Origin of the sequence: Janthinobacterium kumbetense, from assembly GCF_023703445.1 — a bacterium.
Lineage (GTDB): Bacteria > Pseudomonadota > Gammaproteobacteria > Burkholderiales > Burkholderiaceae_D > Janthinobacterium > Janthinobacterium kumbetense.
On sequence record NZ_JAMQGR010000001.1, the window covers coordinates 974191 to 991024 of the forward strand.

General features: G+C 64.2%; 18 protein-coding genes. 15 read left to right on the top strand and 3 right to left on the bottom strand.

Features of this window, described 5'->3' with window-relative positions; translation table 11 throughout:
* Window positions 1-78 precede the first annotated feature (78 nt).
* Window positions 79-1476: a chitinase gene (locus tag NCG91_RS04420; RefSeq protein WP_251348735.1), complete on the top strand. Its 1398-nt coding sequence runs from the start codon at window positions 79-81 to the stop codon at window positions 1474-1476.
* A 36-nt stretch (window positions 1477-1512) separates the two neighbouring features.
* Here NCG91_RS04420 and NCG91_RS04425 read toward each other — a convergent pair whose 3' ends face one another.
* Window positions 1513-2097 (bottom strand): TetR family transcriptional regulator, encoded by a 585-nt coding sequence (locus NCG91_RS04425; RefSeq protein ID WP_251348736.1) that lies wholly within the window; start codon window positions 2095-2097, stop codon window positions 1513-1515.
* A 92-nt stretch (window positions 2098-2189) separates the two neighbouring features.
* Between NCG91_RS04425 and NCG91_RS04430 the strand changes: the two genes are divergently transcribed.
* Both NCG91_RS04430 and NCG91_RS04435 read left to right on the top strand, forming a co-directional pair.
* Window positions 2190-2588: a nuclear transport factor 2 family protein gene (locus NCG91_RS04430; RefSeq protein ID WP_251348737.1), complete on the top strand. Its 399-nt coding sequence runs from the start codon at window positions 2190-2192 to the stop codon at window positions 2586-2588.
* Window positions 2589-2752: 164 nt separating this feature from the next.
* Window positions 2753-3175, top strand: a complete 423-nt coding sequence (locus NCG91_RS04435; protein WP_251348738.1) for a DUF2061 domain-containing protein — start codon at window positions 2753-2755, stop codon at window positions 3173-3175.
* A gap of 20 nt (window positions 3176-3195) precedes the next feature.
* Here the strand turns inward: NCG91_RS04435 and NCG91_RS04440 are convergent, their stop codons facing one another.
* Complete coding sequence (locus NCG91_RS04440) at window positions 3196-4641, bottom strand: amidase (RefSeq protein ID WP_251348739.1); 1446 nt, start codon at window positions 4639-4641, stop codon at window positions 3196-3198.
* A gap of 101 nt (window positions 4642-4742) precedes the next feature.
* On the opposite strand from NCG91_RS04440, the gene NCG91_RS04445 reads away from it, so the two are divergent.
* The 6 genes from NCG91_RS04445 (at window position 4743) to NCG91_RS04470 (ending at window position 12447) form a co-directional block, all read left to right on the top strand.
* Complete coding sequence (locus NCG91_RS04445) at window positions 4743-5651, top strand: LysR family transcriptional regulator (RefSeq protein ID WP_251348740.1); 909 nt, start codon at window positions 4743-4745, stop codon at window positions 5649-5651.
* 130 nt (window positions 5652-5781) lie between these two features.
* The gene (locus tag NCG91_RS04450) at window positions 5782-7131 is read left to right on the top strand and encodes an MFS transporter (RefSeq protein WP_251348741.1); all 1350 of its coding nucleotides are present in this window, start codon (window positions 5782-5784) and stop codon (window positions 7129-7131) included.
* On the top strand, window positions 7124-7636 hold the full coding sequence (locus tag NCG91_RS04455; RefSeq protein WP_099667977.1) for a MarR family winged helix-turn-helix transcriptional regulator: 513 nt from the start codon (window positions 7124-7126) through the stop codon (window positions 7634-7636). Before NCG91_RS04450 ends, NCG91_RS04455 begins: the two co-directional genes overlap by 8 nt.
* On the top strand, window positions 7633-8832 hold the full coding sequence (locus tag NCG91_RS04460; RefSeq protein ID WP_251348742.1) for an FAD-dependent monooxygenase: 1200 nt from the start codon (window positions 7633-7635) through the stop codon (window positions 8830-8832). Before NCG91_RS04455 ends, NCG91_RS04460 begins: the two co-directional genes overlap by 4 nt.
* A gap of 140 nt (window positions 8833-8972) precedes the next feature.
* Entirely contained in the window at window positions 8973-11063 is a 2091-nt protein-coding gene (locus tag NCG91_RS04465) for a c-type cytochrome (protein WP_435526468.1), read from the top strand.
* A gap of 82 nt (window positions 11064-11145) precedes the next feature.
* On the top strand, window positions 11146-12447 hold the full coding sequence (locus NCG91_RS04470; RefSeq protein WP_251348743.1) for an NRAMP family divalent metal transporter: 1302 nt from the start codon (window positions 11146-11148) through the stop codon (window positions 12445-12447).
* Between the two features lie 3 nt (window positions 12448-12450).
* Here NCG91_RS04470 and NCG91_RS04475 read toward each other — a convergent pair whose 3' ends face one another.
* Window positions 12451-13245 (bottom strand): SDR family NAD(P)-dependent oxidoreductase, encoded by a 795-nt coding sequence (locus tag NCG91_RS04475; RefSeq protein ID WP_251348744.1) that lies wholly within the window; start codon window positions 13243-13245, stop codon window positions 12451-12453.
* A gap of 191 nt (window positions 13246-13436) precedes the next feature.
* Here NCG91_RS04475 and NCG91_RS04480 point away from each other — a divergent pair, with 191 nt between their 5' ends.
* The 6 genes from NCG91_RS04480 to NCG91_RS04505 all read left to right on the top strand — a co-directional run bounded on the left by NCG91_RS04480 (window position 13437) and on the right by NCG91_RS04505 (window position 16784).
* Window positions 13437-13844, top strand: coding sequence for a MerR family transcriptional regulator (locus NCG91_RS04480; protein ID WP_251348745.1), 408 nt, complete (start codon window positions 13437-13439; stop codon window positions 13842-13844).
* Window positions 13841-14494, top strand: a complete 654-nt coding sequence (locus tag NCG91_RS04485; protein WP_251348746.1) for an SMI1/KNR4 family protein — start codon at window positions 13841-13843, stop codon at window positions 14492-14494. Before NCG91_RS04480 ends, NCG91_RS04485 begins: the two co-directional genes overlap by 4 nt.
* A 100-nt stretch (window positions 14495-14594) precedes the next feature.
* The gene (locus NCG91_RS04490) at window positions 14595-15146 is read left to right on the top strand and encodes a DUF4142 domain-containing protein (RefSeq protein ID WP_251348747.1); all 552 of its coding nucleotides are present in this window, start codon (window positions 14595-14597) and stop codon (window positions 15144-15146) included.
* A gap of 103 nt (window positions 15147-15249) precedes the next feature.
* The gene (locus NCG91_RS04495) at window positions 15250-15630 is read left to right on the top strand and encodes a hypothetical protein (RefSeq protein ID WP_251348748.1); all 381 of its coding nucleotides are present in this window, start codon (window positions 15250-15252) and stop codon (window positions 15628-15630) included.
* 14 nt (window positions 15631-15644) lie between these two features.
* Window positions 15645-16076, top strand: a complete 432-nt coding sequence (locus tag NCG91_RS04500; RefSeq protein WP_251348749.1) for a hypothetical protein — start codon at window positions 15645-15647, stop codon at window positions 16074-16076.
* 240 nt (window positions 16077-16316) lie between these two features.
* The gene (locus NCG91_RS04505) at window positions 16317-16784 is read left to right on the top strand and encodes a cache domain-containing protein (RefSeq protein WP_354004581.1); all 468 of its coding nucleotides are present in this window, start codon (window positions 16317-16319) and stop codon (window positions 16782-16784) included.
* Window positions 16785-16834: the final 50 nt, after the last annotated feature.

Consider the following 16834-nt stretch of genomic DNA (forward strand, 5'->3'; position numbering starts at 1 on the left):
ACCTGCAATGCTTGCACTCTGAAAAATCGGACGGTGTCCAGCCGCCCGGCCATGCTAAAAAATACACAAGGAGATGCAATGAACCGGACAGTCATGAATACCCTCATCCTTACCCTCTTCGGCGGCACCCTGGCGGCCTGCGGCGGCGGCAGCGGCGACGGATCCAGCGGGGGCGCGAGCCAGCTGCTGACCGGCGCGACCGCAGCAGTGGCCTGCTACACGCCGTGGAATAGCGGCACTGCCTACAACGGCGGCGGTCAGGCCAGTTACAACAACGTCAATTACACGGCCAACTGGTGGACACAAGGCAATAACCCATCGACCAGCAGCGGCGGCGCCGGCAGCGGCCAGCCCTGGACGGCGGTGGGAGACTGCGGCACGCCGACTCCTACCCCGACACCTACGCCCACCCCAACTCCGACACCTACGCCGACTCCCACCCCAACACCAACGCCAACGCCAACGCCAACGCCTACCCCGACTCCGACTCCGACGCCTACCCCGACTCCAACACCGACGCCGACGCCCACCGGCCTGGCCAAGCACGCGCTGATCGGCTACTGGCACAACTTCACCAACCCCAGCGGCGCCACGTATCCGATCAGCCAGGTCAGCGATGACTGGGACGTGATCGTCGTCTCGTTCGGCGACAACGCGGGCGGCGGCAATGTCAGCCTGACCATCGATCCGGGTGCGGGCACGGAAGCGCAATTCATCGCCGACGTGGCGGCCAAGCGGGCCAAGGGCAAGAAAGTCATCCTGTCGCTGGGCGGACAGAACGGTTCCGTTTCCGTCGGCAACACGGCCGAAGCGACGAATTTCACCAACAGCCTGTACGCCATCATCACGAAATATGGTTTCGACGGCATCGACCTGGACCTGGAAAACGGCGTGGCGCAAGGCGCGGCCATCCAGACCTATCTGCCGATCGCCGTGAAAAACCTGAAAACCAAGGTCGGCAGCAGTTTTTACCTGTCGATGGCGCCCGAATGGGTGTATGTGGAAGGGGGATACACGAGCTATGGCAGCATCTGGGGCGCCTACATTCCCATCATCAACGCCTTGCGCAGCGAGCTGACGGTGCTGCACCCGCAGTACTACAACAATGGCGACATTTACACGCCGTACGCGACGGGCGCCATCAAGGCGGGTTCGGCCGACCAGCTGGTGGCCACGGCGCGCATGCTGATCGAGGGATTCAATTATGGCGGCAATACCTTCGCCGGCCTGCGTCCGGACCAGGTGGGCTTCGGCGTGCCGTCGGGCCGCAGCTCGGCCGGTTCGGGTTTTACGACGAATGCCGACGTCAGCAATGCCCTGAATTGCCTGACGCGCCTGCTCAATTGCGGCACCATCAAGCCGCTGCAGGCGTATCCGGACTTCCGCGGCGTGATGACGTGGTCGATCAATTGGGACCGCCACGACAACTATAATTTCTCCGTGCCGACGAAGAATGTGCTGAAGACCCTGCCGTAAGAGCCCAGGCCCGACTGCGCATGCGAGCTTGGCCGCTCACATGCGCAGCAGCGCCGCACCCAGCAAGCGCATGTGCAGCGCCACGCCCTGGCGCAACGCCTCCCCTCCTCCTTGCGCATGCTTGATGCCATCCATGGTGGCCACCAGCAAACCGGCCACCTGCGCGGCGGTCGCGTCCACCCGGCGCAGCGCGATATCGCCCGCCGCCTCGGCCTGTTCCAGCGCGCCGGCCAGCGACGCCACCAGTGTTGCCCGCGCCGTCAAGGTGATGTCGGCGGCCAGGGTCATATTGGCGTCGAACAATTCCTGCCCATGGGCGCTGGCGGAAATTTCCGCCATCAAGCCTTGCTGGAATGCCAGCAGCGCCGTTTCGATGCGCGTGAAGACGGGGCCGGGTTCGGCCAGCGCCGCTGCCACTTGCGCCATGACCGTGGCATGGGCCCGTTCGGACCCGGCGCGGAACACGTCTTCCTTGTTCTTGAAGTGCAGGTACAGCGCGGCGCGCGACATATCGGCTGCCTGCGCGATGTCGAGCATGGATGTCTTGCGGTAGCCATAGCGGCAAAACACGGCCAGGGCCGCGTCGAGTATGCGCTGGGTCTTGAGGGTGTGGGGTGACATGCTGGCATATTGACATTTTATATATATAGTGTCAACATGGCTTTTGGACAAATTACGTCAAAGTGTCAATCTCCACAGCGAAGGATGGAATCATGCAAGAACAGCACCCTGGCTCCGAGGCGGCTATGCAGGAACAATTGCGCGACATCGAACGCGGCCGCCTGCGCGCGCTCGTCGACGGCGACGTGGCGCTGGCGCGCACCCTGCACGCTGACGATTTTCAGCTGGTCACGCCCATCGGCGGCCTGCTGTCGCGGGAAGAGTACCTGGGCGCCATCGCGGCGGGCCACATGCGCTATCTGAGCTGGGAACCGGGCGAGATCGCTGTGCGCGTGCATGGCGATGCGGCCGTCTTGCGATACCAGGCCCAGCTTGAAATCCATTTCGCCGGCCAGGCCGTGCCCCGCGCGCGCTACTGGCATATCGATAGCTATGAGCGGCGCGCTGGGCGCTGGCAAGCCGTGTGGTCGCAAGCGACGGCGATACGCTGACGGCCATGGCGGCTGCGGGAGGTGTGCGCAGCAGGGGCAATTGATATTTCTCAAACCATAGCCTCAATCTATGGGTTCGGTTGAAATATTTTACTTCCTTTTGTAAATGAGAATCGTTACTATCTAAATCAAGGATAAGCGAATTCAACAGAAAGGAGCATCCCTTGTTCACAGCCATCAAAACATTCAGCCAGGTCTGCACGCACATGTCGATCGCCTTCGGCCTCGCCTACTTGCTGACGGGGTCCCTGGCGCTCGGTGGCTTGGCCGCGATCATCGAACCGATCATCAACGTTGCCCTGTTGCCGTGGCATGAAAAAGCCTGGCACGCGATTCGCCGCCGCTACGCCGCCAGCGGCCTGGGCTTTGCCGCCCTGGCCGGCGAAAAACTCAGCCAGACAACCCTGCACATGGGCGTGGCCTTCGGCGTCATGTACTGGGCCACGGGGTCCATGGCCTTCGGCGGCTTGCTGGCCGTGGTCGAGCCGATCTGCAATGTGATCGTCCTGCCCTTCCACGACCGGCTGTGGGAAAAAGCCCGCTTTCGCCTGGAAAGCCGCGGTGCGGCCCGCCTCGCCGTCCTGTAGTCTTCCTCTTCTCCCCCTTCCTAGTTCCCTGCCCACACGGGCGGCCGACGTTGCACCCACGGCGCCGCCCGCTCCAGCTGGCCCGCCAGACGCAGCAGCACGTCATCGCTGGCGTAGCCGGCCATGAATTGCATGCCGATCGGCACCCCCTCATTTGACATGCCCAGCGGCACGGACATGGCCGGCAAGCCCGCCACGTTCGCCAGCGGCGTGTACGGCGAATGCTCGAACAGGCGCGCAGTCCAGCCAACACCGTCAAGCTGGTCCTCCTTTTCGCCATAGCGGCCCAGTTGCCACGGCATATCCGGCAAGGTGGGCGTCAGCAGCACGTCGTACTGGCCGAACAAGGCGCCCGCGTGGCGCGTGACCGTGTTGCGCACGTCGAGGGCCGCCACGAAGTCGACCGCCGAGACCGTTTTGCCATGGCGGTAACAGGCCAGGGTCGCCGCTTCCAGGGTCTCCAGCGACACGGTGCGCCCGCTCTCCTGCGCCAGGCCATCGATCCACGGCACCAGGTTGGCGCACCAGATGCCGGCATTCGCGTGCACGAACGCTTCCCACGACACGCCCAGCGCGGGCGCCACTTCTTCCACGTGGTGGCCCAGGCTTTCCAGCAGGCGCACGGTGGCGTCCAGCGCGGCTTCGATGGCGGGCACGGGCCGGGTGCCATTGCAGGCGGCGCGCTGCACGCCGATGCGCAGCTTGCCCGGCGCCACGCCCACCTGCGACAGCCAGCTGTGGCCGGGCGGATTCGTCACATACGGTTCGCCTGCCATCACGCCCTGCACGGCATCGAGCAAGGCGGCGCTGTCGCGCACGGTGCGGCTCACGCCCAGCTGCACGCCCAGGCCGCTAAAGATCTCGTCCATGGCGGGGCCGTTCGAGACCCGGCCACGGCTTGGTTTCAGGCCGAACAAGCCCGTCGAGGAGGCCGGTACGCGGATGGAGCCGGCCGCATCCGTCGCATGGGCCAGGGGCACGATGCCGGCCGCCACGGCCGCCGCCGCGCCGCCGCTGGAGCCGCCCGCGCTCAAGGCCAGGTTCCAGGGATTGCGCGTGGCGCCGTAGAGCACGGGTTCCGTGGTGGTGGCAAACGCCATTTCCGGCGTGCTCGTGCGGCCGAACGTCGCCAGGCCGGCTGCGCGGAACTGCGTCATCAGGTGGGAGTCAAATGCGGCGACATGGCCGGCGCCCAGGCGGCTGCCCGCTTCGCTGCGCCGGCCCGCCATCGTGACGGCCACGTCCTTGATCAGGAAGGGCGCGCCGGCGAACGCCGCAGTGCTGACTGTGCTGTCGATGGCAGTCAAATCCGCCGGCCACAGCTCGACCACGGCATTGATCAGCGGGTTGACGGCGGCGCAGGCACGCGCGGCCGCGTCGTGCAATTCGGCGGCCGAGACGCTGCCGTCGCGCAGCAGCTGGGCCAGTCCTAGACCATCAAAGCTAGTATATTCATGGAGTTGCATCAGTTTATTCCTGTAATGGATGAAGAGTGGATATCACAGGAACTACTCTAGGGCTTGCGCTATCATAGTGGAAATGAATAGTTGATATACGAGGTATAGTCATGAGCAATTTGCACAAGCTGGACTTGAACCTGCTGCTGACCCTGAACGCCCTGTTGATTGAACGCAACGTCACGCGGGCGGCGGCGCGGCTGCATCTGAGCCAGCCGTCCGTCAGCGTGCAGCTGGGCAAGCTGCGCGCCGCCTTCGACGATCCGCTGCTGTTGCCCGGCCCGCGCGGCATGCTGCCCACGGCGCGCGCGCTGGCCCTGTTCGCGCCGCTGCAAGCCGTGCTGGTCCAGCTGGAGCAAGTCTTGCAGCCGGAACAGGCGTTTGACCCGGCCACGGCCGAGGTACGCTGGAACCTGGCGGCGGCCGACGCCACCGAGTATGCGATTTTGTTGCCCATGCTGCCGTCCCTGCGCGCGCAGGCGCCCCTGTCGCGCATGGCCGTGTTCGAAGCCGTGCCGGCGCGCATGGCGCATGCGCTGGAAAACGGCCAGGTCGACCTGGGCTTTTTGGCGCAGGAAGAAGCGCCGCCCGGCTTGCGCCACCGCACCCTGTTCAGCGAACATTATGTGCTGGCGGGCCGCCGCGACCACCCGCTGCTGCAGGCGCCGCCCGACCTCGAGCGGTTCTGTGCGCTGGAATTCATCGTCGTCTCGCCCAACGGCGGCGGTTTCCGCAGCAACGTCGATACGGCGCTCGAAACGCTGGGACGGACGCGCAAGGTGGTGCTGTCCGTGCCGCATTTCCTCATCGTCCCTCCCCTGCTGGCCGCGTCCGACATGGTGGCCCTGCTGCCGTCGCGCCTGCTGAAAAACGCCCTGGGCGACCTGCGCACGTGGGAGCCGCCCGTCACCCTGCCCGATTACGAGATGGCGATGGTGTGGCACGAGCGCATGCACCTGGACCCGGCGCACCGCTGGCTGCGCGAGCGCATCATGGCGTGGAACGAAAAGCCCGCTTGAGCCATTGACAAAGAGCATCAGGCCGTATACTGTCTCGCTTTATTACTAACTAAGTTAGCTATTAATTCGCATGAAGACTGCTGCACTGCCTCGCTGGCCCATTTTACTGGTCATGATCGTTTCCGAGATCATGGACCTTGCCGCATCCACCATCGTCAACGTCGGCGGACCTGCCCTGATCGAGTCGCTGGGCGCCAGTTCCGCCCAGATGCAATGGGTCATCGGCGGCTATGCGCTGGCCCTGGGCGCCGGCCTGGTGCTCGGTGGCAGGCTGGGCGACCGCTACGGGCGGCGCGCCATGTTTCTATGCGGCTTGGCCGCCTTTACCATCGCTTCGCTGTTGTGCGCCGTGGCGCCGACCATCGCTTTTTTGATTGTCTTTCGCCTGCTGCAAGGGCTGGCCGGCGCGATGCTGTTGCCGCAAGGCTTGGGCTTGTTGCGTGAAAACTACCAGGGAGCGGCCCTGGCCAGGGTGTTTGGCATCTTCGGCCCCATCCTGGGCCTGGCGGGCATACTCGGTCCCGTGCTGGGCGGGATGCTGCTCGAAGCGAACGTGTTCGGCCTGGGCTGGAGAGCCATGTTCCTGATCAATATTCCGATCGGCATCGCCTGCTTCCTGGTGGCGCGCCGTTACCTGCCCCACCGTCCGGGAGACCGCTCCGTCCACATCGACGTCCCCGGCGCCAGCCTGCTGGTGCTGTCGTCCGTGTTCCTCGTCTTGCCGCTGGGCGAGGCAGGAGCGTGGCCGGTGTGGGGATGGCCGATGCTGGCGATGGCGGTGCTGGGTTTCGGCCTGTTCGGCCTGCGCCAGTCCGCGATGGTGCGCGCCGGGCAGACGCCGCTCATCATGACGTCGATCTTCCAGCGCTCCGCCTACACGGCCGGGCTGGCCGGCATCGCCCTGTTCTTTTGCTCGCTCGTCGGCATGCAGCTGGTGCTGACGCTTTTCTTGCAAATTGGACATGGATTGACGGCGGGCGAAGCAAGTATTGCCAATCTGCCATTCGCTGTGGGCACGGCGTGCGGCGCCACCCTGAGCGGCGCCGTCCTGGCGGCCCGTTTCGGGCGCAAGGTGCTGCAACTGGGCGCCGGGGTCCAGCTTGCCGGCGTGGCGCTGCTGCAATTTGAACTGGGCAATACGGCGGTATTTTCTGCATGGCATGTCGTGCCCGGCATGCTGGTCTGCGGCATCGGCGCCGGCCTCGTGATCGCAGCCTTGTTCAGCATCATTCTGGCGTCGCTGGACAACAAGCAGATCGGCTCCGGTTCCGGCGTGCTGTCTGCCGTGCAGTCGATCGCCGCATCGATCGGCGTGGCCCTGTTCAGCGGCGCATTTTTTGCCGCGCATCCGGCTGTGACGCCGGACCGGGCGCTCAGCGCCGCATTGACGATCCAAACCGGCATACTCATCGCTTTCATGGGCGTGACGTTCTTCTTTCCCACTGCTGCAAAATCTGAACTTGAGGTAAATCATGCATGACCAGCCAACACACAATCAAGCATTCGCGGCCGACGATCCCCGTGGCATGCACATCGCGGGCGACGTCATCGGCCGCCAGTTGCAGGATATCGCGATCCTGACCCGCGAAACGGCGTTGCACCTGAGTAACGCGATGGGCATCAACCAGACCGACCTGGCCCTGATGGAGCAATTGATCACGCACGGTCCGCTGTCTCCGAATGAACTGGCTGCGCGCCTTGCCGTCACGACGGCGGGCGTCACGCTCGTCATCGACCGCCTGGAACGGGCCGGCCACGTGACGCGCGTGCGCCAGCAGGACGACAAGCGCCGCGTGCTCGTCCATCCCGTGCCAGCCTCGGTGGCGCAAACCTACACGCATATCGCGCCGATGCTCAACGGACTGGACGCGGTGCTGAGCGGCTTGTCCGCCGGCGAACGGACGACGATAGAACACTTTCTCCAGCAAGTGATCACGGTTTACCAGACCACTTTGCCAACCACAGCAGAAAAGAAAATCAAATGACGATCAAACGAAAAATCCTGATCACGGGGGCCAGCGTTGCCGGCCCGACCCTGGCTTACTGGCTGTCGCGCCTGGGCATGGACGTCACCGTTGTCGAGCGGGCGCCCGAGTTTCGCGATGGCGGACAAACGATCGACGTGCGCGGCGCAGGCAAGCTGGTGGCGCAGCGCATGGGACTCGAGAGCGCCATCCGCGCCAAGACCACGCATGAGGATGGACTCCGGTTTGTCGACGCGCAAGACCGCACGCAGGCGGAATTCGGCATCGGGGCCTTTGGCGGCAACGGTCCCGTGGCCGAGCTGGAAATTTTGCGGGGGGAACTGGCCAAGCTGCTGATCGAGCATGGCCGCGACGCGGTCGACTACCGCTTTGGCGACAGCATCGCCGCGCTGGAAGAATTGCCGCATGGCGTCAAGGTGCGCTTCGAACAGGGCGGCGAAGCAGTGTTCGATCTCGTCATCGGCGCCGAAGGCGTCGGTTCGCATACGCGCAAACTCGTGTTCGGGGATGAAGTCCAACGCCGCTCGTTCAAGCTCTATACGGCCTATTTCACCATCCCGCGCGCGCCGGGCGACGAACGCCAGATGCGCTGGTTCAACGCCCCTGGCGGCTTGAGCGTGTGCCTGCGTCCCGATAACCTGGGCACCACGCGCGCCCTGCTGTCGTTCCAGGAAGCGCCCAGCGCCTATGAAAAACTGCCGATTGGCGAGCAAAAGGCCCTGCTGAAGGAGAAATTCGGCGCCCTGAAATGGGAGACGCCGCGCATCCTGGCGGCCCTGGATGACGCCACCGACCTGTATTTCGACCAGATTTCCCAGGTCAAAATGCCGCGCTGGTCGAAGGGACGGATTGCCCTCGTCGGCGACGCCGCCTATTGCGCCTCGCCCATCAGCGGCATGGGCACGAGCCTGGGCATGTGCGGCGCCTACGTGCTGGCGGGGGAACTGGGACGCCACGACGATCACGCGCAAGCCTTTGCCGCGTATGAAGCGATCATGCGCCCGTATGTTGACCAGGCGCAAAGCGTGCCCACCTTCGCGCCGCGCCTGGCCTCGCCGCACTCGCGCGCGGGGATCGCCATCGGCCATGCGCTGTTGCGCATGTCAAACGTGCCAATTATCAAGACGATACTGGCCAGGTTCCTGACGCCCAAGGCGGATGCCATCGCGCTGCCCGAGTATGCATACATGGCCTGAGGCAGGCGGGCGCGGGCGTTGGCATACACGAATTGTTGCCGCAATGCACTAGGCAAAATTACCTAGTCGATCGAAAGAAACTCCCAATTTTCGCCTTGGGAAGGAATGCGTAAGCTTGGCCCGAATAATAAAGGGTCACCATGAACGTCATTTCCATCCTGCATCGCGGCTCGCGCCGCCCTCCTGCTTCCTCCCCCTCGCTGTTTGGCCGGCTTGCCGTCATGCTCCTGGGCATGCTGGCCTGCTGCGCCAGCGCCTGGGCCGCACCTGCGCCCACGGCCTCGGCCGATCTGATCAAGCGCGGCGAGTATGTCGCCCGCCTGGGCGACTGCGTGGCTTGCCACACGAGCCCGAACGGCGCCGCCATGGCCGGCGGCCTGGAATTGAAAACGCCGTTCGGCACCATCTACAGCACGAATATCACGCCGGATGCGAAGACGGGCCTGGGCACGTACACCTTCGCGCAATTCGACCGCGCCATGCGCAAGGGCGTGGCGGCGGACGGGCACAATCTGTATCCGGCCATGCCCTACCCTTCCTACGCGAAGATCACGCCCGACGACATGCAGGCCCTGTACGCGTATTTGCAACGGGGCGTGGCGCCCGTGGCGCAGCAAAACCGCGAAACGGACATGAAATGGCCGTTCAGCATGCGCTGGGGCTTGTCGTTGTGGAACGCCGTCTTCCTCGACGACGCGCCATTCAAGCCCGACAGCGCCAAGTCGGCCATGTGGAACCGGGGCAGCTATCTGGCCCAGGGGCTCGGTCATTGCGGCTCGTGCCACACGCCGCGTGGCGTGGCCTTCCAGGAAAAAACCATGGGCCAGGATGGCAGCAGCGGCAAGCATTATCTGTCCGGCTTCACCTTCGACGGTTGGCATGCCGTCAATTTGCGCAATCTGTGGACGCCGGCCGACATCGTGCAATTGCTGAAAACGGGTCGCAACAGCTTCGGCACGGCGGCCGGCAGCATGACGGAAGTCATCACGCACAGCACGCAGTACTTCACGGACGGCGACCTCGATGCGCTGGCGCACTACCTGCACGGCTTGCCCGCCAAGCCGGGCGCGCCAGTGCAGCAGAGTAAACCGGCGCCGGCTGTCGCGGCCAGCAACGACGCGCTGTACAACACGCGCGGCGGCCTCGGTTACCTGCAGTTTTGCGCCACCTGCCACCGCCGCGACGGCCGCGGCGTGGAAAACATCTTCCCGCCGCTGGCGCAGAATGATTCGGTGCAGTCGAAGGACGCCACTTCCGTCATCCATATCGCATTGACCGGCTGGCAGTCGGCCATCACGCAGCAGTCGCCCCGTTCCTTCGGCATGCCCGCGTATGACCGCTTGTCCGACACGGAACTGGCGGAAATCCTCACCTTTGTGCGCGGCAAGTGGGGCAACCACGGCGCGCCCGTCACGCCCGGCCACATCGCCAAGGTGCGCAAGGAGCTCAAGCTCAAGGCGCCGGATGCGGGCGGCTTCGTCACGCCCCGCTTTGCCGCCCTGACGGCCGATCCGAACGCCAATCAATTGATCCACGGCATGCAGCTGATGACGGAAACCCGCGCCCGCCTGCCGCAAAACGTGGGCAACGACCTCAATTGCAGCAGTTGCCACCTGAATGGCGGCACCGTCGCCAACGGTTCGCCCTTCCTCGGCATTTCCGCCTTCTTCCCGGCGGAAGCGCCGCGCGCGGGCAAGGTCATCAGCCTGGGCGAGCGCATCAACGGCTGCTTCCGCCGCTCCATGCACGGCAAGCCCCTGCCCGTGGACGGCCCCGACCTGCAGGCCATGGTCGCCTATATCGACTGGATGAAGGGCGCCACGCAGGCGAACGACAAGGTGCCGGGACGGGGCGTGGCGAAGATCGACCGCAATCTGCTGCCCGACCCTGTGCATGGTAAAAAAGTGTACGCCGAGCAATGCGCCGTCTGCCATGGCGCGAATGGCGAAGGCATCCGGGGCGCCAACGGCGTGGTGGCTTTCCCGCCGCTGTGGGGTGACCGCTCCTTCAATATCGGCGCCGGCATGGCCCGCACCTACACGGCGGCCGGCTTCGTCAAGGCGAACATGGTGATGGGCCACGGCCAGAAATTCCCGCTGGGGCAAGGCAACCTGTCCGACCAGGACGCCGTCGACGTGGCCGAATATTTTACGCACATGCCGCGCCCGGACTTCCCCGACAAGGTCAAGGATTGGCCGAAGGGCGGCAAGCCCAAGGATGCGCGCTACTGAGACGCGTGTTTCCCCGGCGGCGCCCCTTCTGGACGCCGCCCGCCTGTGATACGCTGCTCGCTCCACCACACAGGAGCCACGCATGCAGATTGACAGCGGCCGCGCGGATGCCGCCCGCCAGCAGGCGGCCCCGTCCGACACCTGGCTGGGCAAGCTGGGCCCCGGTCTGATCACGGGCGCGGCCGACGACGACCCCAGCGGCATCGCCACGTATTCGCAGGCGGGCGCCCAGTTCGGCTTCGGCATGCTGTGGACCGTCTGCCTGACCTTCCCTTTGATGCTGGGCATCCAGGTGATCAGCGCCAAGATCGGCCGGGTCAGCGGGCACGGGCTGGCGACGAATATCCGCCGCCACTATCCGAAATCCTTGCTGTACGCCATCGTCGGCTTGCTGCTGCTGGCCAATGTCATCAATATCGCCGCCGACGTGGCCGCCATGGGCGACGCCTTGACCCTGATCATCGGCGGTCCCACCCACCTGTACGCCGTCGGTTTCGGGCTGCTGTCCCTGCTGCTGCAAGTGTTTATTCCCTACCAACAATATGTACGCATCCTGAAATGGCTGACCCTGGGCTTGCTGGCCTATGTGGCCACCGTGCTGACCGTGCACATTCCCTGGGGCGAAGTGGCGCTGCGCACCGCCTGGCCCCAGTTCGCCTGGTCGGCCGCCTCGGTGACCATGATCGTGGCCGTGTTCGGCACGACGATCAGCCCGTACTTGTTCTTTTGGCAGGCGTCGCAGGAAGTGGAAGACTTGCAGGCTGATGCCGGCGCGCAAGCCCTGCGCCGGGCGCCGGAACAGGCGCCGCGGCAATTCCAGCGCATCAAGATGGACACGGCGATCGGCATGGGCTTTTCCAACCTGGTGGCCTTCTTCATCATGCTGACGACGGCCGTGACCCTGGGCGCGCAAGGCATCACGCATATCGACACGTCGGCGCAAGCGGCCTCCGCCCTGCGCCCCATCGCCGGCGAGTTCGCGTTTGCCCTGTTCAGCCTGGGCATCATCGGCACGGGCTTGCTGGCCATTCCCGTGCTGGCCGGCTCGGCCGCCTACGCCATGGCGGGCGCCTTCCACTGGAAAAACAGCCTGGAACTGGCGCCCCGGGCCGCCAAGAAGTTCTACGGCATCATCGTCACGGCCACCGTGATCGGCGCGGCCCTGTGCTTCACGCCGCTCGACCCCATCAAGGCCTTGTACTGGAGCGCCGTCATCAATGGCGTCATTTCCGTGCCCATCATGGCCCTGATGATGGTGATGGCCTCGCGCCCCGCCATCATGGGCACGCTCACCATTTCAAGACGCCTGCGGGCGCTGGGCTGGCTGTCGACCATCGTCATGGCAACGGCCGTACTGGCCATGTTCGCCACCATGGCGTTTTGAAGCCTAGGCCGTCTTCGGCTTGAGCATGCCTTCCACGATGCCCAGCACGGTCTGGCGGGGCAGCAAACGCGGCAGCCAGGCCAGCAGCCGGTTGGGCCGGCCCGCCACATGGCTGCTGCGGCCCCGGTCCAGCGCGCGCAGCGCTTCAGCGACGACGGCTTGCGGCGCCATGCGCTTGCCCACGGCCGCTTCGGGCGCGGCCACCACGTCGAAGAAGGCCGTGTCCGTGGCGCCAGGGCACAGGGCCAGCACGCGCACGCCGCGGCTGCGGTTTTCCGCCCACAGCGCTTCCGAGAACGACAGCACGAATGCCTTGCTGGCGCCGTAGATCGCCATGTAGGGATCGGGCTGCAGGGCCGCCGTGGACGCCACGTTGATGATGGCGCCCCGTCCTCGGGCCAGCATGTGGGGCAAGGCGCAGTGCGTCAATTCCATGAGGGCCGTGCAATTGACGGTGACTTCGGCCGCCTGGCGCGCCAGGTCGATGCTCTCGAACCTGCCATGCGTGGCGAATCCTGCGTTATTGATCAGCACATCGGGCGGCATGCCCAAGGCGCACGCCTGTGCGTAGGCGTCTTGCGCGGCGCCGGGCAAGCCCAGGTCGGCCACCAGCGCGTGCGCGCGGATGCCGTGGCGTTGGGAAAGTTCCCTGGCCAGGCTGTCGAGCACGGCGCCGGAACGGGCCAGCAACAGCAAGTGCGCGCCGCGCGCGGCCAGGGTTTGCGCAAAGACGCGGCCGATGCCGGACGAGGCGCCCGTGATCAGCACGGTTTGGTTGGTGTAGTCGTATGGGAGCATGGCAAACGTGTCGTAGTTGAGAGTGTTTCTAATGTAAACTGTAGACTTTAGTCCACGGTCAAGCGTGGAACGCAAAAAAGTGCGCATGGCCGCGTTGCATAGTCTTGCCGTACTACCGTACTGTCTGCGCCTATACGCCTTGCCCTGCACATTTTTCACGTTCCACAAATGAGTAGAAAGTCAAAAAAACGATGCGCATCGGTGAAATCACCCGCCTGACGGGCGTCAGCAAGGATACGGTGCGCTTTTACGAGCGCCAGGGCTTGCTGGAGGAAGCGCCGCAGCCGGGCATGACGAATAACTACAAGGAATACTCGGCGCAAGCGTTGCGGCGCATCGAGCTGATCGGCCACGCCAAGGCGCTGGGCTTTACCTTGAAGGAAATCGCCGAAGTCATTGCCGTCTGGCAAGAAAACGCACTCGATGCCCTGACCAAACGGACCATGCTGGAAACGAAAATTGCCCAGATCGATGACAAGGCCCGTTCGATGGCCGTGCTGCGCGCCGGCCTCGTCGATGCACTGGCCAAGGTGGAGACGGGTTGCGACGATGCGGCGCCAGTGCATATGAACAAAAATAACGACAAGGAGTCTCAATGAGCAACCATTACACGCAGTACCGCCACCTGGCGCTCGAGGGCGCCAAGCCTGCCCCCACGGCGCAGCAGATTGCCGCCATCGAAGCCTTGCTGGAAGCGCCCTTGCCGCCCGCCTTCCTGGCGTTCTTGCGGGTCGCCAACGGCGCCTGGTTCGATTACACGTGCGATGTGCCGGACGGAAATGGCGGCGTGGAAAAAATGGGCTTCAATACCTTTTTCAGCGCCGACGAAGGCGATTTCTGCGATGAAACCCTGGTCGGCGAAATCCGAGCCGCGCGCCAGCATGCGGACATGCCGGTGCGCATCCTGCCGTTCGCCCGCGATGGCGGCAATTCCATGCTCTACCTGGACTTGACGGAAGAAGGCGGCGGCCGGGTGCTGGCCTATGTGCAGGAATTGCCGGAGTGGACGGGCAAGCGCGCCCACGGCCTGATGGAACTGGCGCCCTCGTTCGACGCCTGGCTGGACAGCCTGTATATCGACCGCGACACGGTGCTGGAGGAACTCGAACACAGCGTTTCGGAACCCTCCCACCTGGAAGCGATGGCGCAGTGGCTCGATATCGGCATGCCCGCCTGGCGCCGCGATGCGGGCATCGCCGCTTTATTTGCTATTAAACAAGTCGAATTGTGCGCTAACGAACAGGACTAGTCCTACGGGCATGGCCGCGCCTGTCCTATGGGTGTGCGCAGGCTGAGGGCTTAACATTGTCATCAGCTTGCATAAAACGCCATACTTGAAAGGATTTCCCATGCCTATCTCCACCACCAGTTCCCGTACCCCCTCCCTGAAAAGCGTGGCCATCGGCGCGGCCGTCGCGCTGTTGAGCGGCATCGCCATCAACAGCATCGCCGCCGCCGCGCCGGGCGCGTACGACAAGCGATTCCTCAGCAAGGCCGCCGATGCGGGCAGTACGGAAATCGCCGCCAGCAAGGTAGCGCAAAGCAAGAGCAGCAATGGGGAAGTGAAGCAATTCGCCGACGCCATGGTCACCGCCCACACGACAGTGGCCGACGCGCTGAAACAGTTGGCCAGCAGCAAGCAGATCGAGGTCAGCGACCAGCTCGCCGCGAAACACAAGGCGCAGATCGACCGGCTGGGCCGCCTGGAAGGCCAGGCCTTCGACAGGGAATATGCGGCCACCATCGGCGTGGCGGCGCACAAGGAGGCCGTGAAACTGTTCACGGATGCCAGCCAAAAGGCGAGCGATCCCGACATCAAGGCCTTTGCCGCGAAAACCTTGCCGGCGTTGCAACATCACCTGGAAATGGCGCATGCGCTGCAGGCGGCATTGGCGAAATAGACGGCCATACGCGGGGAAATACTTGCAGTACGTGCTGTACAGCAAGTATTTCTGCTCTTGACATACAATGCGGCAACTTCGTTTTCGGCCATGCCATGACCTCATGCAGCTACTCAAGAAAACCGGCTTGATCGCCGCCGCCTTCCTGTTCCTCATCCTGCTGGCAGGCTGGCTCTTCATCAAGGTGAGCGCGGCGCGCAATGCCACCGTGTATGCCCAGCAGTGGAACGACCAGGGCACGTGCGTGATCAAGACCTATGTGCCGCACTACGGCAACGGCGTGCCGAACAACATCGTGCGCGCGTTCAGCACGTCCACCTTCTTCCGCGTGTACCACAAGGATGGCACCATGCTGGAAAGCACGGAATGGGTGCTGGACATGCATGAAGACGGCATTCTCGACCACGCCCGCTGGGGCCAGAACCGCGCCATCTACCCGACCGACCTGGGCTATGAAGGCTGGACCTTGCCCGAGTGCGCGTGAAACGGGGACTTATCATGCCACAGCCAAAAGGATTGCGCGGCCCCTGGAGCGACGCCCCCTACCTTCCCACCTTGCACCATTTCCTCGGTCCCTTCGACGTGTATGACCGCGAAGAAACCCTGGGCGTGGAGCTGGATGCCTGGGACATGAACGATCCTGCCCAGCGCGCGGCGCTGATACGGCGCGACATCACGTCGCAATACAAGGAACTCAGCTACCGCCACCGCCATGCGCTGGTGGCCGTGCTGGCGCAGGCCTTGCAAGACCCTGCTTACGATTTCCAGGCCATCCTCGAACATGACCCCGAAAGCACGCATGCGCTGCCGGCCCTGTGGGACGAAATGCACGACCCGCGCGCCTTCTTTGCCGATATCTACCGCCTGGTGCGGCAAGACTGGCGCGACGACCTGGCGCGCGCGGCGGCGGAAGACCCGGCCAGCTGGTAGCGCGGCGCACGCGCCACACTATCGACACGATAGGCTGCGCCCTCCTTTCCCCTATGAAATATCCATTGCGGCAATGTGCACGCGCCGTTGCAAAAACGCCCGTCTGAAAAAATATCTGTTGCACCAGCGCATGCCCACTGGCATCGCGCTACCATGAGCCGTCGGCACTTCGATAGGCGCCGCCTTACCGCGCCGGTTCCCCCGCCGGCCTCCCCCAGCCGCAATGTGAAGGAGATTCTCATGCCCAAGTTCGCCCCTGCCATGTGTTTGTCGCTCATGCTTGCCGCCGCTGCCTTGCCCGGTGTCGCCAGCGCTGCCGAGGGCGGCGCCACGCGCGCCGACGCCGAAGCCATGGTCAAGAAAGGCGTGGCCTACATCAAGAGCGCCGGCGACGCCAAGGCGTATGGCGAGATCACGGCCAAGTCCCCGCAATTCATCCTGCACGACCTGTACCTGGTCGTGTATAAGCTCGACGGCACGGTCGCCGCGCATGGCGCCAACCCGAAAATGGTGGGCAAGAACTTGATCGACTTGAAAGATATCGATGGCAAGGCCTTCGTCAAGGAGCGCGTCGACCTGGCCAAGAGCAAGGGCACGTTCTGGCAGGAATACAAATTCACGAATCCGGAAACCAAGAAGATCGAGCCGAAGGTGATGTATTGCGAAAAGCTGGCCGAGACCGTCGTCTGCGGCGGCATCTACCTGTAGCCAGCCGCCGCGCCGCCGGCGCCGGGATGGTTGTCCGCTCTCTTGACGAT